23 protein-coding genes are annotated in these 23,081 nt (G+C 42.5%); 14 read left to right on the top strand and 9 right to left on the bottom strand.

The genetic code is table 11. The features are described 5' to 3' along the window. Positions 1-3: 3 nt before the first annotated feature. Complete coding sequence (locus MHB62_RS13660) at positions 4-705, top strand: YrrS family protein (protein WP_003246156.1); 702 nt, start codon at positions 4-6, stop codon at positions 703-705. Positions 706-741: 36 nt separating this feature from the next. On the opposite strand, the gene MHB62_RS13655 is transcribed toward MHB62_RS13660, so the two are convergent. Further along, the gene (locus tag MHB62_RS13655; protein ID WP_014477495.1) at positions 742-945 is read right to left on the bottom strand and encodes a YrzA family protein; all 204 of its coding nucleotides are present in this window, start codon (positions 943-945) and stop codon (positions 742-744) included. 192 nt (positions 946-1,137) lie between these two features. On the opposite strand from MHB62_RS13655, the gene MHB62_RS13650 reads away from it, so the two are divergent. From MHB62_RS13650 to MHB62_RS13630, 5 genes are all read left to right on the top strand, one after another. Continuing rightward, a complete protein-coding gene (locus MHB62_RS13650) occupies positions 1,138-1,779 on the top strand; it encodes a class I SAM-dependent methyltransferase (RefSeq protein ID WP_003229807.1) in 642 nt (213 codons plus the stop codon). 20 nt (positions 1,780-1,799) lie between these two features. Then, the gene (gene mtnN / locus MHB62_RS13645; RefSeq protein WP_009967881.1) at positions 1,800-2,495 is read left to right on the top strand and encodes a 5'-methylthioadenosine/S-adenosylhomocysteine nucleosidase; all 696 of its coding nucleotides are present in this window, start codon (positions 1,800-1,802) and stop codon (positions 2,493-2,495) included. A 64-nt stretch (positions 2,496-2,559) separates the two neighbouring features. Beyond that, positions 2,560-3,483 carry an O-acetylserine dependent cystathionine beta-synthase gene (locus MHB62_RS13640; RefSeq protein WP_014477492.1) on the top strand — a complete coding sequence of 308 codons (924 nt, stop codon included), beginning with the start codon at positions 2,560-2,562 and terminating at the stop codon, positions 3,481-3,483. A 1-nt stretch (position 3,484) separates the two neighbouring features. Continuing rightward, a complete protein-coding gene (locus MHB62_RS13635; protein WP_017696065.1) occupies positions 3,485-4,624 on the top strand; it encodes a bifunctional cystathionine gamma-lyase/homocysteine desulfhydrase in 1,140 nt (379 codons plus the stop codon). Between the two features lie 82 nt (positions 4,625-4,706). Then, positions 4,707-4,937 (top strand): YrhC family protein, encoded by a 231-nt coding sequence (locus MHB62_RS13630; protein WP_003237358.1) that lies wholly within the window; start codon positions 4,707-4,709, stop codon positions 4,935-4,937. Between the two features lie 35 nt (positions 4,938-4,972). Here MHB62_RS13630 and MHB62_RS13625 read toward each other — a convergent pair whose 3' ends face one another. Together MHB62_RS13625 and fdhF are read right to left on the bottom strand one after the other, a co-directional pair. Then, positions 4,973-5,455: a DUF1641 domain-containing protein gene (locus MHB62_RS13625; RefSeq protein WP_032722245.1), complete on the bottom strand. Its 483-nt coding sequence runs from the start codon at positions 5,453-5,455 to the stop codon at positions 4,973-4,975. A gap of 18 nt (positions 5,456-5,473) precedes the next feature. Beyond that, positions 5,474-8,416, bottom strand: a complete 2,943-nt coding sequence (fdhF, locus tag MHB62_RS13620; protein ID WP_010886582.1) for a formate dehydrogenase subunit alpha — start codon at positions 8,414-8,416, stop codon at positions 5,474-5,476. A gap of 315 nt (positions 8,417-8,731) precedes the next feature. Between fdhF and MHB62_RS13615 the strand changes: the two genes are divergently transcribed. From MHB62_RS13615 to cypB, 7 genes are all read left to right on the top strand, one after another. Beyond that, a complete protein-coding gene (locus tag MHB62_RS13615) occupies positions 8,732-9,100 on the top strand; it encodes a DUF2294 domain-containing protein (protein WP_003229814.1) in 369 nt (122 codons plus the stop codon). A gap of 261 nt (positions 9,101-9,361) precedes the next feature. Continuing rightward, the gene (locus MHB62_RS13610; protein ID WP_003229815.1) at positions 9,362-10,162 is read left to right on the top strand and encodes a formate/nitrite transporter family protein; all 801 of its coding nucleotides are present in this window, start codon (positions 9,362-9,364) and stop codon (positions 10,160-10,162) included. 389 nt (positions 10,163-10,551) lie between these two features. Next, positions 10,552-10,701 carry a YrzI family small protein gene (locus MHB62_RS13605; protein ID WP_004399102.1) on the top strand — a complete coding sequence of 50 codons (150 nt, stop codon included), beginning with the start codon at positions 10,552-10,554 and terminating at the stop codon, positions 10,699-10,701. Between the two features lie 156 nt (positions 10,702-10,857). Further along, positions 10,858-11,016, top strand: a complete 159-nt coding sequence (locus MHB62_RS13600) for a hypothetical protein (RefSeq protein ID WP_003229817.1) — start codon at positions 10,858-10,860, stop codon at positions 11,014-11,016. Between the two features lie 187 nt (positions 11,017-11,203). Further along, positions 11,204-11,746 carry a class I SAM-dependent methyltransferase gene (locus MHB62_RS13595; protein ID WP_004398716.1) on the top strand — a complete coding sequence of 181 codons (543 nt, stop codon included), beginning with the start codon at positions 11,204-11,206 and terminating at the stop codon, positions 11,744-11,746. Between the two features lie 222 nt (positions 11,747-11,968). Continuing rightward, complete coding sequence (gene fatR / locus MHB62_RS13590) at positions 11,969-12,553, top strand: transcriptional regulator FatR (RefSeq protein ID WP_009967878.1); 585 nt, start codon at positions 11,969-11,971, stop codon at positions 12,551-12,553. Between the two features lie 15 nt (positions 12,554-12,568). Next, positions 12,569-15,733, top strand: coding sequence for a bifunctional cytochrome P450/NADPH--P450 reductase CypB (gene cypB, locus MHB62_RS13585; protein WP_032722244.1), 3,165 nt, complete (start codon positions 12,569-12,571; stop codon positions 15,731-15,733). Between the two features lie 243 nt (positions 15,734-15,976). Here cypB and MHB62_RS13580 read toward each other — a convergent pair whose 3' ends face one another. The 5 genes from MHB62_RS13580 to MHB62_RS13560 form a co-directional block, all read right to left on the bottom strand. Further along, a complete protein-coding gene (locus MHB62_RS13580; protein WP_032722242.1) occupies positions 15,977-16,267 on the bottom strand; it encodes a YrhK family protein in 291 nt (96 codons plus the stop codon). A gap of 133 nt (positions 16,268-16,400) precedes the next feature. Next, a complete protein-coding gene (gene oatA, locus MHB62_RS13575) occupies positions 16,401-18,305 on the bottom strand; it encodes a peptidoglycan O-acetyltransferase OatA (RefSeq protein ID WP_032722240.1) in 1,905 nt (634 codons plus the stop codon). Positions 18,306-18,415: 110 nt separating this feature from the next. Continuing rightward, positions 18,416-19,273 (bottom strand): anti-sigma-V factor RsiV, encoded by an 858-nt coding sequence (gene rsiV / locus MHB62_RS13570; protein WP_003229823.1) that lies wholly within the window; start codon positions 19,271-19,273, stop codon positions 18,416-18,418. After that, the gene (gene sigV, locus MHB62_RS13565; RefSeq protein ID WP_015251591.1) at positions 19,273-19,773 is read right to left on the bottom strand and encodes an RNA polymerase sigma factor SigV; all 501 of its coding nucleotides are present in this window, start codon (positions 19,771-19,773) and stop codon (positions 19,273-19,275) included. The genes rsiV and sigV overlap by 1 nt, the downstream gene beginning before the upstream one ends. A gap of 196 nt (positions 19,774-19,969) precedes the next feature. Then, positions 19,970-20,797, bottom strand: a complete 828-nt coding sequence (locus MHB62_RS13560) for a TrmB family transcriptional regulator (RefSeq protein WP_029727150.1) — start codon at positions 20,795-20,797, stop codon at positions 19,970-19,972. A 152-nt stretch (positions 20,798-20,949) separates the two neighbouring features. Between MHB62_RS13560 and MHB62_RS13555 the strand changes: the two genes are divergently transcribed. Beyond that, positions 20,950-21,582, top strand: a complete 633-nt coding sequence (locus MHB62_RS13555; protein WP_032722238.1) for a LysE family transporter — start codon at positions 20,950-20,952, stop codon at positions 21,580-21,582. A 94-nt stretch (positions 21,583-21,676) separates the two neighbouring features. Here the strand turns inward: MHB62_RS13555 and MHB62_RS13550 are convergent, their stop codons facing one another. Continuing rightward, positions 21,677-23,065: an amino acid permease gene (locus tag MHB62_RS13550; RefSeq protein ID WP_032722237.1), complete on the bottom strand. Its 1,389-nt coding sequence runs from the start codon at positions 23,063-23,065 to the stop codon at positions 21,677-21,679. Between the last annotated feature and the right edge of the window lie 16 nt (positions 23,066-23,081).

Genomic DNA, 23,081 nt, shown 5'->3' with positions numbered 1-23,081 from the left:
TTATTGAGCAATAATCAATCTCGTTATGAAAATCGTGATAAACGCAGAAAAGCCAATTTAGTGCTTAACATTTTAATCGCAATCGTATCCATACTTATTGTCGTAGTAGCAGCGAATCTCTTCATTAACAGTCCTTCTAGCAAAGATGTCAGCAAGGATTCTGAAACGGCGCAAAAACAGGAATCTCCGGCTTCAGGAAAGACGGAAAAGAAATCGGATGAGGATATAAAAGACAGCAAGAAAGATACATCTGACAGCGAAAAGGATTCTGAGAAGTCTTCTGACTCTGATTCCAAAAAAGATGATTCTTCTTCTAAAAAAGATGACTCTGATTCAGATTCAAGCTCAGATTCAGCCGGTGACGGGCTTAAAGATGCAAAAGTAACAGAAGGCGGCTCATCGAGCGATGTGGAAAAAACGTATGAAAATCCTGACTGGAAAGCAGTCGGAACTGAGCAGACTGGCGAGCATGCCGCTACTTATGATTCAAGCTCACAAGACTGGGCTGAGATGCTGAAAGCCATTTCGTACGCAACTGGTGTCTCAACAGATAACATGACGGTGCTCTGGCTTGGAAATAACGGCAGCCCTCAGGATGCCAAAGGCAAGATTTTGGACAAGGCGACTGGGAATAAATATCAAGTCACGATTACATGGGTCGATGAAAAAGGCTGGAAGCCGACAAAAGTAGAAAAGCTAAAATAAACAAAAGCAGCCGGGTTAAAACCGGCTGCTTTTGTTTTAGGCTTCAGCTGCGAAATGAACCACCGCGCTGTACAATATTCTTCCTTCTGCTACAGCAGTTTGGTGTGAAACAGATTTCACCCGGAGCATGATGGCTTTATTGTTTTCAATTTGTGTATTGATTTTCTTTTCAAGCTCCTGCAATGAAGCCGCTTCAAAAAATTCCACTTTGTCTTTAATCAGATCTAATTGAAAGTTCATGTCTTGACCCTCCAGCTTTCACAAGTCATATGAAGTATAAGCTTTTTTGCGGTCAATGCGCAATATGAGATGGCATAAAATACACAAAGTGTTTTAGTACCTGCTTTTCAGAAGATGTGGTATTATAGGAACTGTTCCATCATTAATCCATAGTATACTTATAGGAATTATTAAATATGGAGTGTGACAAATATGGGCCGTGAATTTATCCCTCTCTTTGAAGATTGGGCAGCAACTTATGATCAAACAGTACAAGGTTTAGATATTCAGTATAAAGAAGCGTTCAGAGGCTACGATCATATCCTTGATGCCATCGTCAGAAAATCTGGAACGCATGTGTTAGAATTTGGCCCGGGGACCGGGAATTTGACAGCTAAGCTGCTCGATGCAGGCAAAACTGTATTTGGAATCGAACCTTCTCCAGCAATGCGTAAACTGGCTTCTGACAAGCTCTCAGGCAGGACGGAAATCGTTGATGGAGACTTCCTGACATTCCCTGAGCCGCCATTTCAGGCTGATACGATTGTCAGTTCATATGCTTTTCATCATTTGACTGACGAAGAAAAGCGGGCTGCCATAAAGCAATATGGCAAATACCTTCACTTGCATGATAAAATAGTGTTTGCCGATACCGTCTTTGAAAATGCGCAAGCGTATCAACAGGCTATCGATAAAGCCCGTTCTCAAGGCTTTTATCAGCTTGCAAATGATTTAGAGACAGAGCATTATCCTACATTGGATGCGTTGAAAGAAATGTTTACAGCTGAAGGTTTTGCAGTCCGATTCACTCAGCAAAACGACTTCGTGTGGATAATGGAGGCGATCAAACGGTAAAGTGAAGGGAATGTGAATAGATGAGACTAGCAGTCATCGGAGCAATGGAAGAGGAAGTTACCATCTTAAGAAACAAACTTGAAAATGCAAAAACAGAAACGATCGCACACTGTGAATTTACAACAGGCGAATATGAAGGAACTGAAGTGATTCTTTTAAAATCAGGAATTGGAAAAGTAAATGCTGCTATCAGCACGACGCTTCTGCTTGACCGTTACAAGCCTGATTATGTCATTAACACAGGCTCAGCCGGCGGATTTCATCATACATTGAATGTAGGGGATGTCGTCATTTCCACTGACGTTCGCCACCATGATGTAGACGTAACGGCTTTTGACTATGAATACGGCCAAGTGCCGGGTCTTCCGGCTGCTTATGCGGCGGATGAAAAGCTGATCAGCATCACTGAAGAAGCGGTATCTGAACTCGACGGCATTCAGGTTGCAAAAGGAACGATTGCAACAGGCGATTCTTTCATGAACGATCCGAAGCGGGTTGAAGAGGTGCGTGCGAGATTTTCTGATCTGTACGCGGTTGAAATGGAGGCTGCGGCAGTGGCTCAAGTATGCCATCAATTTAAAACGCCGTTTGTCGTCATCAGAGCGTTATCAGATATCGCAGGCAAAGAATCACATGTTTCATTTGACCAATTTTTAGAGCAGGCGGCTGTTCATTCAACAGAGCTTGTGTTAAAGGTGATCAAACGAATTCATTAAAACGGGGAGAACGTTCTCCTCCGTTTTTCTCTAAAAACAACCTCTATTAAGGAGGAGGACATATATGACAGTGATTACGGACATTACCGAGCTGATTGGGAATACACCGCTTCTCCGCTTGAAGAACTTTGATGTTCCAGAAGGAGTCGCGGTGTATGCCAAGCTTGAAATGATGAATCCAGGGGGAAGCATCAAAGACAGACTGGGAGATATGCTGATTCGTGACGCGCTCGATTCAGGCAAAGTGAAACCCGGCGGAGTGATTATAGAAGCTACGGCAGGCAATACAGGGATCGGCCTTGCGTTAAGTGCCAGAAAATATGGGCTGAAAGCGATTTTCTGTGTCCCTGAACATTTCAGCAGAGAGAAACAGCAAATTATGCAAGCGCTTGGCGCATCAATCATTCATACACCGCGTCAAGACGGAATGCAGGGAGCCATTCAAAAAGCCATTCAGCTGGAGACTGAAATTGAAAATTCTTATTGCGTTTTGCAATTTAAAAACCGAGTAAATCCATCGACTTACTATAAGACGCTTGGACCTGAAATGTGGGAAGCGCTTGACGGGAATATTCATACATTTGTCGCAGGGGCAGGATCAGGGGGCACATTCGCAGGGACAGCTTCCTTCTTAAAAGAAAAAAATCCAGCAGTCAAAACGGTGATTGTTGAACCGGAGGGCTCGATTTTAAACGGAGGAGAGCCCCACGCTCATAAAACAGAGGGCATCGGCATGGAGTTTATCCCCGATTATATGGATAAGAGCCATTTTGACGAGATCTACACCGTAACAGATGAGAATGCGTTTAGACTTGTGAAAGAAGCGGCAGAAAAAGAAGGCCTGCTGATCGGAAGCTCTTCAGGTGCAGCGCTTTATGCAGCGTTGGAGGAAGCGAAAAAAGCATCGGCGGGAACTAACATTGTCACAGTATTTCCTGACAGCAGCGATCGATATATCAGCAAACAAATATACGAAGGAGGCATCTGATATGAAGAAAAAAACATTGATGATACATGGCGGAATCACAGGTGATGAGAAAACAGGCGCAGTTTCCGTGCCGATTTATCAAGTAAGCACGTACAAGCAGCCGAAAGCAGGGCAGCATACAGGCTACGAGTATTCAAGAACGGCCAATCCGACTCGAACCGCTCTCGAAGCACTAGTGACAGAACTGGAAAGCGGGGAAGCAGGCTATGCGTTCAGCTCAGGAATGGCTGCCATTACAGCGGTTATGATGCTGTTTAACAGCGGAGATCATGTCGTGTTGACTGATGATGTGTACGGTGGAACATATCGCGTGATGACAAAGGTGCTTAACCGTCTTGGCATTGAATCAACATTTGTTGATACGAGCAGCAGGGAAGAAGTTGAAAAAGCGATTCGCCCTAATACAAAAGCCATTTATATTGAAACTCCGACAAACCCGTTGCTCAAAATCACCGACCTGACGCTCATGGCTGATATCGCAAAAAAAGCGGGTGTTCTGCTTATCGTAGACAATACCTTTAATACTCCTTATTTTCAACAGCCGCTTACTTTAGGCGCTGATATCGTACTGCACAGTGCGACAAAATATCTTGGCGGACACAGTGATGTCGTCGGAGGTTTAGTTGTGACAGCTTCGAAAGAGCTTGGAGAAGAGCTGCATTTTGTGCAAAACTCCACAGGCGGCGTGCTCGGCCCTCAAGATTCCTGGCTGTTAATGAGAGGAATCAAAACGTTGGGACTCAGAATGGAAGCGATCGATCAAAATGCGCGGAAAATCGCAAGCTTTCTTGAGAATCACCCTGCTGTCCAAACGTTATATTACCCTGGTTCTTCAAATCATCCCGGACATGAGCTTGCAAAAACGCAAGGATCGGGCTTCGGCGGCATGATCTCCTTTGATATTGGCAGTGAAGAACGGGTTGATGCGTTTTTAGGAAATCTGAAACTGTTTACCATTGCTGAAAGCCTAGGGGCGGTTGAAAGCTTAATTTCTGTTCCTGCAAGAATGACACATGCCTCTATTCCGAGAGAACGCCGGCTTGAGCTCGGCATTACGGACGGCTTGATCAGAATTTCTGTAGGAATTGAAGATGCGGAAGACTTGTTGGAAGATATCGGCCAAGCGCTTGAAAATATATAACAAATGGATAGAATTACTTTCTCTGTAAGCCGCCGGATTATATTATAATAGTCGTATACTATGAATCTGGCAGGTGATTCTTTTGAACAAAAATAGAATGAAATCTTTAAAAGAAGACTACAAGCATTTTGCTTTTACATTGCTTGCAGTCAGCACTTTTTTATATATAGGCGCAGTTCTCCCTGATCAAGGTTTAACATTAGGCCAGAAATCGACGATGTTTTTAGCGGATTGCGTATTTTTAGCCGGTGCCTTCTTTTGCGCTGACCGTTCACTTATTTACAAGAAGCGTTTGGAAGAAGCCGACGAATAAAAAAACAGCCATCATCAAGAGATGGCTGTTTTTTGTTATTTTTCTCGAAGTTCTTTTCCCATGCCTTTTAAAAACTGAAGACCGAAGCCGACGGCTCTGTTGATGTCAGGATCGTTCATTGCTTTTAACAGGTCGAGAATCCCGACTTTCTTGTCTTCTTTTAAAAAGCTTTGTGCCTGTTCAGTCCCAGCCATTACGCTTTCTAAAAGCTTTGCTGTAAACTCAGGATCGGCTTTTGTCAATGCGCCTCCGGCGGCCATCATCGTGTTGATGAGGTTGGTGACAGGCTCGCGGGAAACTTGGCCAAGCACAATCTTGGCAATGTCTTCCTTCGCTCTGAGCATGCTTGTTGCCGCATCAAAAATTCCAAGATCATTGAGTTCATTCATTAACGTCATCGTTTTAGAGACGGCGTCCTCATTTTCCGCCAGCAGCTCTTTCAGTTCTTCTATTTTTTCAAGCTTAATTTGCTCAGCTGTTTTTGTTTCTTTTTTGATCGTCGTAATCGGAGTGGCCATTCGTTTTCCTCCTATCGTTTAATCAGTCAGATGTACATAGCCAGGGCGGTTCCATTTTCTTTCTGCTTCGACTCCGTTTTGCGGATGCCGTTTTTTGTTGCGCGGATTTGTTTTTGGAAGCGGCGCTGTTTCACAGCCGCCAAGCACTTCCATGCGGACCTTTGTCTGTTTATAAGCAGGCGTGTTCGTCCGTTTATCAGCTGCAGGGCCCGTCAAGAAGTTAATCGCTGACTCCTTGTCTGTCGAGTTCATTGGCAAATAGAGTTCATTTTTCCGTACCCGGTCTGTGATCAGCGCGTTCAATTTGACTGCTCCGAACGGAGAAACGAGCCGTACAAGCGAACCGTCACAAACACCTCGCTCTTGTGCAAGCTCAGGTGAGATCTCAACGAATACATTCGGCACTTTCGCTTGGATGCCTTTCGATTTATTTGTCATGTTTCCTTCGTGGAAATGCTCCAGCATCCGGCCGTTATTGATATGAAGGTCATATTCCTCCGGAAATGCCGCTGGCTCGGTCCAATCAGAAAGGGCAAAGCGGGCTTTTTTGTCAGGGAAATTAAATCCGTCTTCATACAGAAGCGGTGTGCTTTCACCTGTGAAGCTGCCCCATAGGAAGCTGTTCCAGCCTTCAAGCACCTCATAGCTTGCTTTGGCAAACAGAGGAGAAAGACTCGCCATTTCAGAGAAAATGTCACTTGGATGGCTGTAATTCCAATTCGCTCCTAAACGGTTTGCCACCTCTTGAATAATCCACCAGTCCGGTTTTGCGTCACCAAGCGTCGGAAGCGCCTGATACAATCGCTGGACACGGCGTTCTGTGTTGGTAAATGTTCCGTCTTTTTCAAGTGAAGGAGTGGCCGGCAAGACGACATCAGCATATTGAGCTGTTCTTGACAGGAAGATGTCCTGTACCACGAAGAAATCAAGGCTTGATAAAATATCATGCACATGGTTCGCGTTTGAATCGACCAGTGCCATATCCTCACCGACAAGATACATAGCTTTCATTTTTCCTTCTTCAATGGCATGAAGCATTTGAATATTATCTAAACCAGGCTTTCCATCAATCTCGACACCATATGCCTCTTCAAATTTAGCGCGTGCTTTGTCATCTGTAATATGCTGATATCCCGGCAGCCAGCCAGGCAATGTTCCCATATCACATGCGCCTTGCACGTTATTGTGTCCGCGCAGAGGATAAGCGCCGGCACCTGGACGGCGATAGTTGCCCGTAGCGAGAAGCAGGTTTGAAATGGCTGCTGATGTATCAGAACCGCCTGTATTTTGTGTGACACCCATTCCCCAAAGGACACAAGTGCCGTCAGCATCACGAATCATTTCAGCAATTTGAATGATGTTTTCTTTTGAAAGGCCTGTGATGCGTTCTGCATAATCAAGCGTATACGTTTTAAGGGTTTCTTTATAATCTTCAAAGTAATTGACGTTCTCATCAATAAACGCCTGATCGTGCCAGCCTTGGTCGATCATATATTTCGTAACAGCCATCAGCCAAACTTGGTCTGTGCCTTGTTTAGGGCTGATGAACAGATCAGATCGCTCAGCCATCTCATTTTTACGCAGGTCAGCAACAATCAGTTTTTGACCGTGGAGCTTGTGTGCCCGTTTGACGCGTGTTGCGAGCACTGGGTGTCCTTCCGCCGGATTGGCACCGACAATGATGACCAGGCCTGCTTTGGCAATATCTTTAATCGTGCCGGCGTCACCGCCCATGCCGACAGTGCGGAACAATCCGTCTGTAGCAGGAGACTGGCAGTAGCGTGAGCAGTTATCGACGTTGTTTGTTTCAAATACCTGACGCGCTAGTTTTTGAATGACGTAGTTTTCTTCATTCGTAATTTTAGAAGAAGAAATAAACCCTACAGAGCCTTTACCGTACTGCTCTTTAATTGATCCTAATCTGCTTGCGACAAGATCGAGGGCTTCTTCCCAAGAAGATTCCACAAAGGCTCCGTTTTTACGGATTAAAGGCTTTGTGATCCGCTCTTTTGAATTGACAAAATCCCAGCCGAATTTCCCTTTGACACATGTGGAAATTGCGTTAACCGGAGCATCAGAAACAGGCTGGATCTTTAAAATATCCCGTCCTTTTGTCCATACTTCAAATGAACATCCGACACCGCAGAACGTACATACAGTTTTCGTTTTTTTCGTTCTCGTTTCACGCATTGCCGCTTCGACTTCAGAAATGGCAAAAATGCTGCCATACCCCGGTTCAACATTTTTCACGAGATCAATCATCGGTTCCATGACGTCCTCTTTAATGCCTGTCATAAAACCAGCCTGCCCGAGCATTGATTTTTCCATCAGTGCATTACATGGACATACTGTTACACACTGACCGCAGCTGACACAGGAAGATTCATTGATCGGAACTCCCTCATCCCAAATGACGCGAGGGCGTTCGCGTTCCCAGTCGATTGAGAGTGTTTCATTTACCTGAAGGTTTTGACAGACCTCAACACACTGGCCGCAGGCAATACATTGGTTTGGATCATAGCGGTAAAAAGGATGAGACATATCAACCGCGCAAGAAGGATCTTCTTTTGGCGTGTATGGGTATTTTTGATGCTCGATCCCCATCATTTCCGCTGTATTATGCAGCGTACAGTTTCCATTGTTGTTATCGCAAACTGTACAATACAGCAAATGATTTTCAAGAAGGCGGTCCATCGCTTCGGTTTGCGCTTCTTTCACTCGATTTCCTGAAAGATCAATAGACATCCCGTTTTCTGCAACCGTCGCGCATGAACGAACCAGCTTGCCGTTTGCCTCTACTATGCAAGTATCACAAGTTTGAATCGGGTCAACCTCTGGTACGTGGCAAATCTGCGGATACTCAATTCCGTTTTCATTTAAAATATCTAAAATTGTGGCCCCTGCTCGTGCTTGAATTTCTGTTCCGTCTACACGGACACTGATCGACTTAACGTCCATCATATTCATATTCCCCTCCATCTTTCTTTCAAGAAGTCAAAAAAAGCCATGTATAGATACACCTGCCCTTAATTCTAAGAAGGTGTAAACACACATGGCGGAATAGTTCACTAGCAAGTCTTACTAACAGACCAATCCTTGATTTTTATAAAACGATAGACTCATAACAAGATCCTATTACAAATCCATCAACACTGCTTTTATTATAATGTGATATTTATTATAATACAATATGGCAGGAAAATTTTAACCAAGTGAAATGTCCTGAGGGGAACCGGGAAAAGCCTTTATAAGGCAATATCGGAAGGGGTAATCAGCATGTCTAAAAAAATTCATGAATTCAATGATATTATTCGAAAACTTCGCAAAGAATTGTTCGGAAAAGGGCCTGAGCGAATTCATACTGTATTTGTAGAAAACATGGCAGTTTCAACACTATATGGAAATCTGAGTGCAAGCGAGCAGTTTATCGCCCGCACGCCTGAAGGAAGAGAGATGGTACATGCGGCCCGGACAAGCCTAATTCAAGACCTTTATTCCAAACAAACACCGGAAGGAATGGAGGAACTCATGGGAGCTAAGCTAGTCCATTTGTTTTCTGATATTAAAATTGAGGAAAACATCGCTGTATCTGTATTTGTTTTTGACCGAAAAATAGATGAGCAAAAAGAAGTTCTGCAAAGCTAGTATATTTGTTATTGACACAAATTTGTCACATTTGATATGATGTTGCTACAGTTATAGAAGGCTAAAGCAATGGAATGTATGCACGAACTGTATATATTCTCTTTCAATATCTTCATACTGCTTGATATTGTTGTATGGGTATGCATACAAGTTAGGCAGCATTCAAACGCCTGGTTTGACACAGGTTATTTGAGTGCTGCCTTTTTTATTGCCTTTCTTGCATAACTGTGAGAAAAGAAGAAGTAATGGAGGCGTTTAATTATGGCTTTTCGAAAACCGGATGAAATAGCGGAAGCAGCAATTGAAGCAGGGATGAAAAAAATAAAGCTCCCGCTGCCGTCACTGCTTGTGCTGGGGTTTTTAGGCGGTGCATTTATTGCGCTTGGGTATTTGCTTGATATCAGGGTAATCGGCGATCTTCCGAAAGAATGGGGGAGCCTGTCCAGTTTGATTGGTGCAGCAGTATTTCCAGTCGGCCTGATCCTTGTCGTACTCGCTGGCGCTGAACTGATCACAGGCAATATGATGTCAGTTGCGATGGCGTTATTTTCGAGAAAAATATCAGTAAAAGAGTTAGCGATTAACTGGGGAATCGTCACAATTATGAACTTAATCGGCGCATTGTTTGTTGCTTACTTTTTCGGGCATTTGGTTGGATTGACTGAAACAGGTCCTTATTTAGAAAAAACGATTGCCGTTGCCCAAGGAAAGCTTGATATGAGCTTTGGCAAGGTTCTCATTTCCGCCATCGGCTGTAACTGGCTTGTATGTCTTGCAGTGTGGCTTTCTTTCGGCGCCCAAGACGCAGCAGGAAAAATCCTTGGCATCTGGTTCCCAATCATGGCTTTTGTGGCTATCGGATTTCAGCACGTTGTCGCCAACATGTTTGTGATTCCTGCTGCCATTTTTGCAGGCTCATTCACGTGGGGGCAGTTCATCGGAAACATCATTCCGGCTTTTATCGGTAATGTCATCGGCGGAGCTGTATTTGTCGGTCTCATTTATTTTATTGCATATCATAAGAAAGACCGTTCCAGAAAAGAAATGAAGCAGGTGTCATGACCAACGGGCAAATCCATTCGATGATTTGCACAATTTCCGTCCATTTTTAGAAAAAGATGTTTACAAAATGGAATTTGGTGGATATACTTACAAAGTAAGAAAAAAAGCAAAGGAGGCTGAACCAAAATGACAATGAGACAACGACGTCAACCTGTACGTGATACACATGTAAAAGTTCATGGTTTATTCAGCCTGTGGAAGAGTTCGTGTCCTTCCTTAACCGATGCTTATCGCACGCATTAAATTCGGAATAGTCGGACATACGCAACTCCCCGCAGGCAGTAGAGGCATTGGTGTCTTCTTTGTCTGCGGTTTTTATTTGCCCGCGGCAGAAGGGGTGTGCCGCGGGTTATTTCGCTTGATGCGGACTTTGAAAGGGGGTGAGCGATATGACGATTAACCTATTCTTTTTAACGTTAACGATAAAAAAAAGGTTTAAAAGCCTGGAAGAATTCGAACGAGAACAGCAGATTGAGCAGATTTATGATGAAATGAAAGAGTCTCAGTTAAAGCATCTTTATTTAACAAACTGGCGCTAAAAGCAACGAAAAAAACTGAAGGGGGAATGGCATATGCTTAGAATGGAATTATTGATGCATTATACAATGGAGAAGGACCAAGTTTAGCGATACGACTGTCAAGAAAATGCCTGCCTGCATACAATAAATCAACGTTACTGTGAGGCAGGTGATGGCATGATGAACGATTATCAAAAAAGGCTGCCGTCGATTGGCCATGGTTATGCGTCCATGCCGCATTCCTTCAAACATGGTTATGGAAATCCATTCCGACAGCAGAGGCTGATGGCAATGCAGCAGCAAAGGCTGTATGTATTCCCTTATCATTGGCATTAGAAAGAGGGCAGAAAACATTTTGTTTTCTGCTTTTTTTGCGGAAAAAAATGAAAAAGTTTAGTTCTATTGAAACATTTTTCAATACATTGCCGTCTAGTTGGTACCTTCCTTCACTTTTAGAATGAAGATGATGTTTATTTTTTGAATATAATAAATAAACATAGGAAACCAAAAGCAGGTGTTTAAAATGCTAGAAAATAGACTCTATAAACGATCGGATTTTTGGAAATTATTTTCTCGGAAATATAAGCTAACCAAAACAATTGAGCATATGATGATTGACTCTATAGATATACAAGAAAATGACAGAATTTTAGAAATTGGAATTGGAAACGGCACTGTCTTTAAAAGCATAACCAAGAAACTAAAAAAGGGTAGCCTAAAAAGCATTGATCCTTCAAAACGAAAGGTAAGACAGATATCACGTGCGAATCGAAAGAACATGGGGAACGGGGAGGTTTTTCATGGCTATCCAGAGGACATTCCCTTTGATGACCGTACCTTTAATAAAGTCTTTTCTTTACATACGGTTCAAAGCTGCACCGATATTAGGCTTGCATTAAGAGAAATTTACAGGGTGCTTCAAATTGACGGCCGGTTTTATATCAGTATTGACACAAATACCGGTGAAAAAGAGAAAACGTATATTCAACTGCTGAAAGACCAGCATTTCAGGGATCTTTCTGTTATCAGGCGTGCTTCCTGTCTATGTATTGTGGCTGTTAAATAAAAAATTTCTCGGGAAATATATCCAAGATCCTCGCATTAGGATTTGGGTATATTTTCTTAATTTTTTATTTTTTGCATATACTTTATATTAAAAAAAGTTTTTTTCATATAAACTTATAACAGAAGAAAGAACAAAGAGGTGATATCAGACAGGGCAGACATTCTTTGTGAACAAAAGGAATGAATATTCATTCCGTAAACGAATCGGAGGTTGTCAGATTACATGATATCCGCATCCAGCAGTAAATACGACATGATTATGAAAGCGTCAGTCTCACTTTTTACGGAAAGGGGTTTTGACGCTACCACTATTCCTATGATAGCTGAACGTGCTCATGTAGGGACAGGAACGATCTATCGTTATTTTGACAGCAAAGAAACACTCGTTAACGTACTGTTTCAAGAAAGCATCCAGCGATTTACGGAAAAACTGAAGCAAGACGTTTCAGAATTGCCTGTCAGAGAAGGCTTTCACCACGTATTTTGCTGTCTCGTTCAGTTTACGAAAGAGAGCGACTATGCGCTTTTTTTTCTTGAAACCAAAAAAGACGCTCATTACTTAAATCATACAAGCAAAAAAATGATAGAAAATCTGACTCAAATGCTTGATGACTATTTTAATAAGGGAAAAGCGGAAGGCGTGATTCGCAGCCTGCCCTCTAATGTGTTAATTGCGATTGTATTAGGGGCGTTTCTCAAGATATATCAGCTCGTTCAAACAGGTGATATAGAGATGGACACTGATTTAATTACTGAATTGGAACAATGCTGCTGGGACGCCATTAAGCTTCATTCATCACAAAAATAGGAAAGGGAGATGTTAATGAAACAGGCAAGCGCAATACCTCAGCCCAAAACATACGGACCTTTAAAAAATCTTCCGCATCTGGAAAAAGAACAGCTTTCTCAATCCTTATGGCGGATAGCTGATGAATTGGGACCGATTTTCCGTTTTGATTTTCCGGGAGTATCCAGTGTTTTTGTCTCGGGCCACAATCTTGTGGCTGAAGTGTGTGATGAAAAACGCTTTGACAAGAACCTTGGCAAAGGCTTGCAAAAGGTGCGTGAGTTCGGGGGAGATGGCTTATTTACAAGCTGGACGCACGAACCGAACTGGCAAAAAGCCCACCGCATTTTGCTGCCGAGTTTTAGTCAAAAAGCGATGAAAGGCTATCATTCTATGATGCTGGATATCGCAACCCAGCTGATTCAAAAGTGGAGCCGGTTAAACCCTAATGAAGAAATTGATGTAGCGGACGATATGACACGTCTGACGCTTGATACGATTGGGTTATGCGGGTTTAACTATCGATTCAACAGCTTTTACCGTGATTCACAGCATCCGTTTATCACCAGTATGCTCCGTGCCTTAAAAGAGGCGATGAATCAATCGAAAAGACTGGGCCTGCAAGATAAAATGATGGTGAAAACGAAGCTGCAGTTCCAAAAGGATATAGAAGTCATGAACTCCCTGGTTGATAGAATGATAGCGGAGCGAAAGGCGAATCCGGATGAAAACATTAAGGATCTCTTGTCTCTCATGCTTTATGCCAAAGATCCAGTAACGGGTGAAACGCTGGATGACGAAAACATTCGATACCAAATCATCACATTTTTAATTGCTGGACATGAGACAACAAGCGGGTTGCTATCCTTTGCGATTTATTGTCTGCTTACACATCCGGAAAAACTGAAAAAAGCTCAGGAGGAAGCGGATCGCGTGTTAACGGATGACACGCCTGAATATAAACAAATCCAGCAGCTCAAATACATTCGGATGGTTTTAAATGAAACCCTCAGACTGTATCCAACAGCTCCGGCTTTTTCTCTATATGCGAAGGAGGATACTGTTCTAGGCGGGGAATATCCGATCAGCAAAGGGCAGCCAGTCACTGTTTTAATTCCAAAACTGCACCGGGATCAAAACGCTTGGGGACCGGAGGCGGAAGATTTCCGTCCGGAACGGTTTGAGGATCCTTCAAGTATCCCTCACCATGCGTATAAGCCGTTTGGAAACGGACAGCGCGCTTGTATTGGCATGCAGTTTGCTCTTCAAGAAGCGACAATGGTTCTCGGTCTTGTATTAAAGCATTTTGAATTGATAAACCATACTGGCTACGAACTGAAAATCAAAGAAGCATTAACGATCAAGCCGGATGATTTTAAAATTACTGTGAAAGCGCGAAAAACAGCGGCAATCAATGTACAGAGAAAAGAACAGGCAGACATCAAAGCAGAAACAAAGCCAAAAGAAACCAAACCTAAACACGGCACACCTTTACTCGTTCTTTACGGTTCAAACCTTGGGACAGCTGAGGGAATAGCCGGTGAACTGGCTGCTCAAGGCCGCCAGATGGGCTTTACAGCTGAAACGGCTCCGCTTGATGATTATATCGGCAAGCTCCCTGAAGAAGGGGCAGTCGTCATTGTAACGGCTTCTTATAATGGGGCGCCGCCTGATAATGCTGCCGGCTTTGTAGAGTGGCTGAAAGAACTTGAGGAAGGCCAATTGAAAGGTGTTTCCTATGCGGTATTCGGCTGCGGAAACCGGAGCTGGGCCAGCACGTATCAGCGGATTCCCCGCCTGATTGATGACATGATGAAAGCAAAGGGGGCATCGCGTTTAACAGAGATTGGGGAAGGTGACGCCGCCGATGATTTTGAAAGCCACCGCGAGTCTTGGGAAAACCGCTTCTGGAAGGAAACAATGGACGCATTTGACATTAACGAAATAGCCCAGAAAGAAGACAGGCCTTCATTATCGATTACTTTTCTCAGTGAAGCGACGGAAACGCCGGTTGCTAAAGCATATGGCGCCTTTGAAGGGATTGTGTTAGAGAATCGAGAACTCCAGACAGCTGACAGCACGCGTTCAACCCGCCATATTGAATTGGAAATTCCGGCTGGTAAAACATATAAAGAAGGCGATCATATCGGAATCCTGCCGAAGAACAGCAGGGAGCTTGTTCAGCGGGTTCTCAGCCGATTCGGTTTGCAGTCCAATCATGTGATAAAAGTAAGCGGAAGCGCTCATATGTCTCATCTGCCGATGGATCGGCCGATCAAAGTTGCGGATTTATTGTCGTCCTATGTAGAGCTGCAGGAACCGGCATCAAGGCTTCAGCTTCGGGAGCTGGCCTCTTATACAGTCTGTCCGCCGCATCAAAAAGAGCTGGAACAGCTCGTTTTAGATGATGGCATTTACAAAGAGCAGGTACTTGCAAGACGTCTTACCATGCTTGATTTTTTAGAGGATTATCCTGCTTGCGAAATGCCGTTTGAACGGTTTTTAGCACTTTTGCCATCACTAAAACCGAGATACTATTCCATTTCAAGCTCACCGAAAGTTCATGCAAATATCGTGAGCATGACGGTAGGAGTTGTGAAAGCCTCAGCATGGAGCGGCCGAGGTGAATACCGGGGTGTCGCCTCTAATTATTTAGCAGAATTGAATACAGATGATGCAGCAGCCTGTTTCATTCGTACCCCGCAGTCCGGATTCCAGATGCCGGATGAGCCTGAAACGCCTATGATTATGGTCGGGCCGGGCACAGGAATTGCGCCATTCAGGGGCTTTATTCAGGCAAGATCGGTTTTGAAGAAGGAAGGAAGCACCCTTGGTGAAGCACTTTTATACTTCGGCTGCCGCCGCCCGGACCATGACGACCTTTACAGAGAAGAGCTGGATCAAGCGGAACAGGACGGTTTGGTCACAATCCGCCGATGCTACTCGCGCGTCGAAAACGAACCAAAAGGATATGTCCAGCACTTGCTCAAGCAAGATACGCAGAAATTGATGACACTCATTGAAAAAGGGGCTCATATTTACGTATGCGGTGATGGATCGCAAATGGCTCCTGATGTAGAGAAAACTTTGCGCTTGGCGTATGAAGCTGAAAAAGGAGCAAGTCAGGAAGAATCAGCTGAATGGCTGCAAAAGCTGCAAGATCAAAAACGTTATGTAAAAGACGTTTGGACAGGAATGTAAAATATAAAATCCCGCCAATCTGATTGGCGGGATTGCTTTGCATATGAGAAAACCGGCACGATAATGAAATCTACTGAAAAGGATGTTATAGGGAGTATCGCGCCGGCCTTATTATTCATATCGGCATGCAGAGGCAAAAGTTTAGTTCTTTTTACCTTATTTTCAAAAATAAATAGTCTGAAAGTTTTGTTTTTGATTTTCAACTCAGGCTTTTGGCATTTTGTTCTTTCTTATTCCTTAAGATCAGTCATCTGTTGAAGATTGATGCTTGAATTGCTGTTCCACATGCTTACGGTAATGAAAGTCATGAATCAGCCGAATGGTCGGCCTGATTAACAGCAGCAAACTTCCGATCGCAAACAGCCATATCCCTGCCGACATTAACCGGTCATAGAAAAAGAAAAAACTTCCAACGAGAAACATAGCACCGATGATAAAATCGTTTAATGTATAAAGAACCTTATATCGTTTTTTGAAAAAAAGCTCATATCGTTTCAACTCTTTTTGGATGTCATGTTCTTCATTTCCTTTCATTATCATCCCTCCATTCAATTTTGGCTTACCCTTACGTAAACGGCATGTAAACATAAGGGCTGCCTTGCTGAAAGAAGACATAATCAACGATCAGAAACTAAAGTAAAAAAGTGATCCGTATAGGATCTCTTTTTTACGATTTCATCGCCTGAACAATAAGAGCAGTCAAAGCTTTTGCCCCTTTAGGAACCAAGTGAACACCATCAGGGGTAAAATATTCCGGATGCTGAAGGGCTTCTGTATGCCAGTCAACTAACGTAACATTTTGATGTGCGCTTGCCTGGTGCTGTAAAGATTCATTAACCTTGCTTTCCCATTGGCGGGGAACCCGTGTATTGACAAGATAGATATGGGCTTTTGAGAAAGATTGAAGCAGTTGTTCGATTTGGCTGTTTGTAAAGTAGCCATTGGTTCCAAGCTCAATGATGACAGCCTTGTTCGGCTGATTAAAAGACTTGTACTCCCTTGCGAGTTCCAAAGCTTGAGACATTTGTCTTCCTACCTTTCCATCAATCGTCACATTTGAAAATGACTGACGCAGGTGTGAAGAAATATCAAGCATGACGGAATCTCCTATAGCTAAAACTTCTTTCGCAGTGTCTGCTGGTTTTTTCTGCTGTTGGGATTGCGTGTCTTTCTTTTTATGAGTCTCTTGCCCACTATCTTTGTTTTCCTTTTGATCCTGATTGGAATCTGTTGTCTTTTGTTCAGGATTGTGTTTTTTATCTGCTGCAGCGTTCTTTTTATCCCCAGAAGCCTGGCTGGTGTCAGCATTTGTTTCTTGTGAGCTATGGGTCCATTTGGTAGGGTGCTTTTGCTCGCCGGCTAGCCCTGACAGCCCGCCTGCAAAAATAAGTATAGCGAAAATGATGAAACCAATTGACATTTTGCTGATGACAGATGTCGTTTTCCATTCCTTGATTCTATGTATAAAAACACGGCGGAAAAATGACCTAAATCCCTGTGTCCGTATCGGCTTCTCAATAAAATGGTAGGAAAGCTCGGCAAGTATACATGTCACAATGATCTTTAGCACGATATGCCAAAAAACAGGGTTTCCGATTTCTTGAACTGGCGTGCTTAACACAATAACAGGGTAGTGCCAAAGATAAATTCCGTAAGACCTCGTTCCAAGCCACCGAAGCGGCCTCCATGAAAGCAGATTGCCTAAAAAGCTGCTCGGATGGCAAACACATGCAATAAGGATTGCGGCAGTCACGCTAATGAATAGCATTCCGCCTCTGTAAAGAAAAGGCTCGTATTCATCTGTGAAATAGACACACAACACTAAAATACAAAATGCCAAAAATTCAGTGGCGTGCAAAGTGTGCTTCAGTTTGCTTGGCAGCCTGTTGGAAGACAGCCTTTTCATCGGCCATACCAAAGCCAAGGCACATCCGATGAGAAGTTCAAACGAACGAGTGTCTGTGCCATAGTAAACGCGGCTCGGATCTCCGCCAGGTTCATACAGTACGCTCATCATCACGGCTGAACAAAGCACAAGCAATGATATCACCGCAGCCAATCTGGCGCGGCTTTTCATTATGTACATTCCAACAACTAAAAACATCGGCCATATGATATAAAATTGTTCTTCAATCGCCAGCGACCAAAGGTTTTTTAGAGGTGATGGGGAACCGAAACTATCAAAATATGATAGCTTGTGAAAAATAAACCACCAATTGCTCATATAAAAGAGAGAAGAGATCGCATCTCCACGTACAGTGTGCAATAGTTCTCGATCAAACAATACGACCCACACAACAGTGGAAAAGATCATAAGGTAAGCCGCTGGCATAAGCCGCCGAATGCGGCGCACCCAAAAATCCCGAAAATCAAGATTGATATCATTTCCATATGCCGGTAATAGAATAGATGTAATCAAATATCCGGATAAAACAAAAAAGATATCAACTCCGATAAAACCACCGTTAGCCCAATTGAAATTTAGGTGATAAGCGATAACTGACAGGACGGCGAAAGCCCGAAGGCCATCAAGTCCAGGAATGTATCGATGATGCTGTGTCTTGTGATACATGGGTATTCCTCCAATAGTATGCAAATATTCTCGTTGTTTTTGGTAGCGAGGTTACGACCTCGAATAGAGAAGAGAGAAAACATCCATAATCTTAGATGGATGTTTTTATTTTATCGAATATAACGTTCTCCCACGAGCAAGTTTGAAATGACGCCGGTTGGAATTGTAAACTCTGTAACGCCCATATAGCCGGGGGCGACTTCATATTCGTCAAATGAGATCACAAGTTTATGGTCTTCAGTAATGTAAAACGTCTGATCAGGAAGAATCGTTTTGAACGGTTCTGCATCTTCGTCAGTGAGCCAATATATTTTATTTGGATCTTCCTTCATTTGCTGTTTCATTTGTTCTTTGATGTTTTGACTGATGACTTTGATATAGCGCTCATCTTTGAATAAGCTTTTTAATGTAAGTAAAATATCATTCTTTTTGTCAATTGTAATATAACGGCTTTGTGTGTAGGAAGATGCTTGTGTTGTTTCAATATTGCGCCGGATAGAGAGTAAATCTGGCGTGTCTGTGACCGTCTCGTAATCACTGTAGATGCTGAGATGCCCTTTTTTGTTTTTGGATGTGGACTGTATAAACTCTTTATACAGCTGCTGGCTTTCTTTCAAGTATTTCTGGTTAATGCTGTTTTCAAGCTCTTTATTAGAAAGCCCGGACAAAGCAGGTGTTTTGACATCAATGCTTGATTGGTCTTTTTCCTCTTTGATTTCAATAAAGGTGATCGCTTTGACGATTTTGCCGATGACAGGGATCTTGGACATAGCCTGAGCGGCGTCCGGGTTGATATTAACAAGCGCAGTGAATAAAATAGCTGCAGCGATTGCTGCTGATGTCGGCCACATGACGATTCTTTTCTTTTTTGGTTCTTGCTGAAGGGCTTTTTCAACAATGATATCCAATTCTTTAGGAATCTGAACATTTTTATATTCTTCTCTTAATTGCTGTAATCTCTTATCCATTAAGAAAGATCCTCCTTCGTCAATTGAATGCGCATCAGCTTCAATGCTCTGTATAGGCGCGTTTTGACGGTATTCGTGTTTTCTCCTGTAATTTCCGCAATTTCTTCTAATTTGAGGTCTTCAAAAAAACGTAAAATAATAATGGTTTTATAGCGGTACGGCAATTCGTCAAGCGCTTCATGGAGATCAGTATCCTTGTAATGGTCTTCCTTTCCTTTGCTTAAAAATTCTATCGTTTCGTCGTCCATCACTCTTATCTTTTTTTGTTTGCGCAAAAAATCAATGGCTGTCCGCACTAAAATTTTATAAAACCAGCTTTTTATCGTCCCAGGGTTCCTGACCGTTTCAACTGAGCTCAGCGCTTTTTTTATAGATTCCTGAACAATATCTAATGCGTCATCTTGATTTTTCACATAACTGAAAGCCAACCTGTAGAAATCTTGCTTATGGTCAGTTATGCATGTGACAAGCAACGCTTTTGTTGTTTGTTTTTTCTTCATTGCAATAAAGGGCTCCTTTTTGAATATACGTATATCGTAGGCTGTTACCTAGGATAGACGCGGCAGGCTGAAAAATAGTTTGCGCAGAATCACATTTTTTTAAAAGAGAGAAGTAAATCAGCATGGGGGGTTTATGCATAAAAAAACAAGGCTTGTTTTGTACAAGCCTTGTTTTTGGGGTAAGAGATGCCAAACATTATTCCAAATAATGTTTTTTGAAATCTGAGTGAATAGAAAATTTACGGCGCAACTGGATGAGATTTTTCCCGAAGCTCTCTTCTAATAGCTCTCTATGCTTTTTCAGAATTTCCATGAGGTACAGATCATGAATGATCACTTCAGTAATAGGCATGACTAAACCTACATGCATCGTCCATGCAGCACGGCTGTCATTGCCAAGTGAGACAATGCCCGCTACTACTTCTGAATCATCTCCGCTATAGACAAGCCACCGTCCGTCATACTCTTCTGTAATTTCACTGCTCATATCATGAAGGTAAACATTGGAAAAATCAGATACGATGTCTCCGTACGCAATAATGGTGACAATAACGCCTTGTTCTGCCGCCTGTTTTAGCTCTGATTCTATCTCCTCAAAATCCTCTTTCCATATTTCTAAGAGGATTCTTTTTTTGGCGGATAAGATACAAGCCTTCACCTTTTCAAGAATTTCACTGCGGCCGGTGATATTCCAGATGTTTTCCCGGTCATTAGCAGTCTGCTCGAACTTTTCAAAATATTTCTCAGCCTGATCAAAATGCTCTTCCGCTTTGAGTCGGCGGTTTTTAATCAGTTCTTTTGCGGGGACAGGAACATACTGAGGCGTATTTCCATGACTGACAAAAACATCTCCCCTTATGACAAGGCTTTCCAAGACTTCATAAATTTTAGAACGGGGAACTCCGGATTTTTTGGCAACGGCATAGCCTGTTAAAGGTGATTCTTGCAATAATGCCAAATACGCTTTCGATTCATATTCTGTAAAATTGAGGTTTTTTAAAATGTCTAACATATTTTCTTTCATATATCCTCCAATATAAAGAGCAATCGCTGCCTTAGTAATCGCTATTTTAACAAACCATATTGATTTATTCCAAACGCATTGATACACTTTTATAAGTAGTTACTTTTGTAGTCACTATATGATTGAGGGGATTTTTAAAGGGGGAGAGAACAATGCACAGCTTACTCGCATACATACCGATCGCTGCCATGATGGTTATCATACCGGGGGCAGATACGATGCTTGTGATGAAAAATACGCTTAGGTATGGTCCGAAAGCCGGCCGTTATAACATTCTCGGATTGGCGACAGGACTTTCCTTTTGGACGGTGATTGCCATTTTAGGATTATCAGTGGTAATCGCAAAGTCAGTGATTCTTTTCACAACGATCAAATATTTGGGAGCGGCATACTTAATTTATTTAGGTGTAAAAAGTTTTTTTGCTAAAAGTATGTTTTCGTTAGATGACATGCAATCCCAAGCAAAAAATATGGCAAGTTCTCCGAAACGTTATTATAAAACTTCCTTTATGCAGGGATCACTCAGTAACATTCTCAATCCTAAAACTGTTTTGGTGTATGTTACAATCATGCCCCAATTTATCAATTTGAACGGAAATATAAACCAGCAGCTTATCATTTTAGCTTCAATCCTAACCTTATTAGCGGTGTTGTGGTTTCTGTTTCTTGTTTATATTATTGATTATGCAAAAAAATGGATGAAAAACTCGAAGTTCCAGAAAGTGTTTCAAAAAATTACCGGAATAATGTTAGTAGGTTTCGGCATCAAAACTGGTTTGAGTTAACACTTAAATGAAGTGAATGAAATTTGAATTCAAAGTTTAATTTAGTGTTTGGCCCTATAAAAAAGACAAGGGAGTGAGTATCCCTTGTCTTTTTTTATTTCATCTTATGTCCTCTGCGGGTTTGCACCTTATACAAAATAATCAATAAAACAAACCAGACCGGGGTGACAAACAAAGCAATACGTGTATCATTCGCCAGTGCCAATATGACAAGAATGAACGCGAGAAATGCAAGTGTTAAATAGTTGGATAATGGGTAAAAAGGCATTTTAAATTTGTTTGCTTTCGCTTCATGCTGCCTTGTTTTTCGAAATTTCAAATGGCAAATCACCGTGATGCCCCAAATAAAAATGAAGCATATTGTAGAAACACTTGTAATCAGTGTGAAGACTTGCTCAGGCATTAAATAATTCAGACTAACGCCAATCAGAATGGCGACGGATGAAAAGAACAGCGCATTGCTTGGCACGTTAGAAGAAGTTAATTTCTTTAATAGTCCAGGTGCGTGATGATCCTTTGCAAGTGAATAGACCATTCGGCTTGTGCTGAATAAAGCGCTATTTGCAGCTGAGGCGGCTGATGTTAATACAACAAAATTGATCAAACTGGCAGCCACAACGATGCCTACTGCAGAGAAGACCTGAACAAATGGGCTTTCGTTTGGATTCAACACATTCCAAGGATAGATACACATAATCACGAAAAGTGCGCCAACATAAAAAAGTAAAATCCGGACAGGGATTTGATTGATGGCTTTAGGGATCACTTTTTGGGGATTTTCTGTTTCACCTGCTGTCAGGCCAACCAGTTCAATACCCACGAAAGCGAAGACGACCATTTGGAAAGATAGGATAAACCCATGCCATCCATTTGGGAACATGCCGCCGTGTCTCCAAAGGTTGGTGAGGCTGGCAGGGCCGGAAGCTGCCGAAAAACCTTTCGCAATCAGGAAAATGCCAGTTACGATCAGAGCCAGTATGGCAATGACTTTGATCAATGCAAACCAAAATTCTAATTCTCCGAAAAGTTTAACGGTGGCAAGGTTCATGATCAGCAGGATAATAAGCGCAAGAAGACCCGGCAGCCATTGAGGCACATCGGGAAGCCAATATTGCGTATAAATGCCGACCGCCGTTAAATCAGCCATCGCGAGGGAAATCCAACAGAACCAGTAGGTCCACCCAGTGATAAATGCTGCCATGTTTCCTAAATAGTCCCTTACAAAATCAACAAAAGAGTGGTATCCCGCATTTGATAAGAGCAGTTCTCCGAGCGAACGCATAATGAAAAAGCAAAATACGCCGGTGATCAAGTAAGCAAATAAAATGGATGGTCCTGCAAAATGGATGGATTTACCTGAACCTAAAAATAAACCTGTACCGATTGCACCTCCAATCGCCATTAATTGTATATGCCTGTTTTTAAGGCCTCTAGACAATTTCTGTTGCTGGCCAAAATTGTCTTTGCTAGAATTGCCTATCAATTTTATTTTCCTCCAG

Origin of the sequence: Bacillus sp. FSL K6-0255 (assembly GCF_045040725.1) — a bacterium.
In the GTDB taxonomy this organism is placed as follows: Bacteria; Bacillota; Bacilli; order Bacillales; family Bacillaceae; genus Bacillus; species Bacillus subtilis.
Note: the sequence above shows the minus strand (reverse complement) of the source record. Positions and strands in the feature narration are given on the sequence as shown.

Coding starts and splice junctions, on each gene's coding strand:
- MHB62_RS13580 (WP_032722242.1), bottom strand. CDS start 16,267: ATGAAAGGAAATGAAGAACATGACATCCAAAAAGAGTTGAAACGATAT.
- MHB62_RS13610 (WP_003229815.1), top strand. CDS start 9,362: ATGGCTTTTCGAAAACCGGATGAAATAGCGGAAGCAGCAATTGAAGCA.
- fdhF (WP_010886582.1), bottom strand. CDS start 8,416: ATGATGGACGTTAAGTCGATCAGTGTCCGTGTAGACGGAACAGAAATT.
- MHB62_RS13605 (WP_004399102.1), top strand. CDS start 10,552: ATGACGATTAACCTATTCTTTTTAACGTTAACGATAAAAAAAAGGTTT.
- MHB62_RS13595 (WP_004398716.1), top strand. CDS start 11,204: ATGCTAGAAAATAGACTCTATAAACGATCGGATTTTTGGAAATTATTT.
- MHB62_RS13615 (WP_003229814.1), top strand. CDS start 8,732: ATGTCTAAAAAAATTCATGAATTCAATGATATTATTCGAAAACTTCGC.
- MHB62_RS13555 (WP_032722238.1), top strand. CDS start 20,950: ATGCACAGCTTACTCGCATACATACCGATCGCTGCCATGATGGTTATC.
- fatR (WP_009967878.1), top strand. CDS start 11,969: ATGATATCCGCATCCAGCAGTAAATACGACATGATTATGAAAGCGTCA.
- rsiV (WP_003229823.1), bottom strand. CDS start 19,273: ATGGATAAGAGATTACAGCAATTAAGAGAAGAATATAAAAATGTTCAG.
- MHB62_RS13655 (WP_014477495.1), bottom strand. CDS start 945: ATGAACTTTCAATTAGATCTGATTAAAGACAAAGTGGAATTTTTTGAA.
- sigV (WP_015251591.1), bottom strand. CDS start 19,773: ATGAAGAAAAAACAAACAACAAAAGCGTTGCTTGTCACATGCATAACT.
- MHB62_RS13635 (WP_017696065.1), top strand. CDS start 3,485: ATGAAGAAAAAAACATTGATGATACATGGCGGAATCACAGGTGATGAG.
- cypB (WP_032722244.1), top strand. CDS start 12,569: ATGAAACAGGCAAGCGCAATACCTCAGCCCAAAACATACGGACCTTTA.
- MHB62_RS13560 (WP_029727150.1), bottom strand. CDS start 20,797: ATGAAAGAAAATATGTTAGACATTTTAAAAAACCTCAATTTTACAGAA.
- mtnN (WP_009967881.1), top strand. CDS start 1,800: ATGAGACTAGCAGTCATCGGAGCAATGGAAGAGGAAGTTACCATCTTA.
- oatA (WP_032722240.1), bottom strand. CDS start 18,305: ATGTATCACAAGACACAGCATCATCGATACATTCCTGGACTTGATGGC.
- MHB62_RS13650 (WP_003229807.1), top strand. CDS start 1,138: ATGGGCCGTGAATTTATCCCTCTCTTTGAAGATTGGGCAGCAACTTAT.
- MHB62_RS13640 (WP_014477492.1), top strand. CDS start 2,560: ATGACAGTGATTACGGACATTACCGAGCTGATTGGGAATACACCGCTT.
- MHB62_RS13625 (WP_032722245.1), bottom strand. CDS start 5,455: ATGGCCACTCCGATTACGACGATCAAAAAAGAAACAAAAACAGCTGAG.
- MHB62_RS13600 (WP_003229817.1), top strand. CDS start 10,858: ATGATGAACGATTATCAAAAAAGGCTGCCGTCGATTGGCCATGGTTAT.